Consider the following 614-nt stretch of genomic DNA (forward strand, 5'->3'; position numbering starts at 1 on the left):
ATGACCACTTCGGTCGTCACGGTAGCGGTCGTCGTGTGGTGGATCAGCTTGCCCCGAGGGCTCAGAAACCCCAGCACGTTCAGGCGCCGGCTACGCGAGAAGGCCGGCAGTTCCAGTGGCTGGCCCACGGGACTCCAGGCATAGGGCACGGCGGACCTTTGCGAAAATCCACTCTCGTCGAAGTAGTACAGTTCGGTTTCCCCGCGCTCCTCCCACTGCCGAAGCTCCTCCAGCAGGTCTTGCGTGGCGCGGAAGTCGCTCTCGTCACGCAGTCCTTTCAGCGACCGCCGGGCACGTTTGAAGCTATAGCCCAGATTTTTTTAAAGCCCGCTTGACCGTGGTCGTGCAGGAGGACTTGCCGGTTTCCCGTTGCAGGCGCGCCTGGACGGTTCTGATCTGGTGAGGATGCTCGGCCACCAGGGCTTGCAGTCGCTCCCGGTCACGCTCGTCGTAGATGGCCGGCCGGCCGCTGCGTGCCTTGTCCCTGAGCCCTTCCAGTCCAGTGGACTCCCAGGCGTCGAACCAGAGCGATACCGTCTCGCGTGTGATGGCGAGAATGTCGCTGATCTGGTTGATGCTGTAGCCCTTGTGGCTGAGCACGATGGCATGGGCAC

General features: G+C 62.9%; 1 pseudogene. It reads right to left on the reverse strand.

Going from position 1 to position 614, the window contains the following annotated elements:
* Positions 1-614: pseudogene (locus ACYVD0_RS17420) on the reverse strand (IS630 family transposase); the annotation flags it as partial.

The sequence above is a fragment of the Azotobacter armeniacus genome (assembly GCF_054779355.1).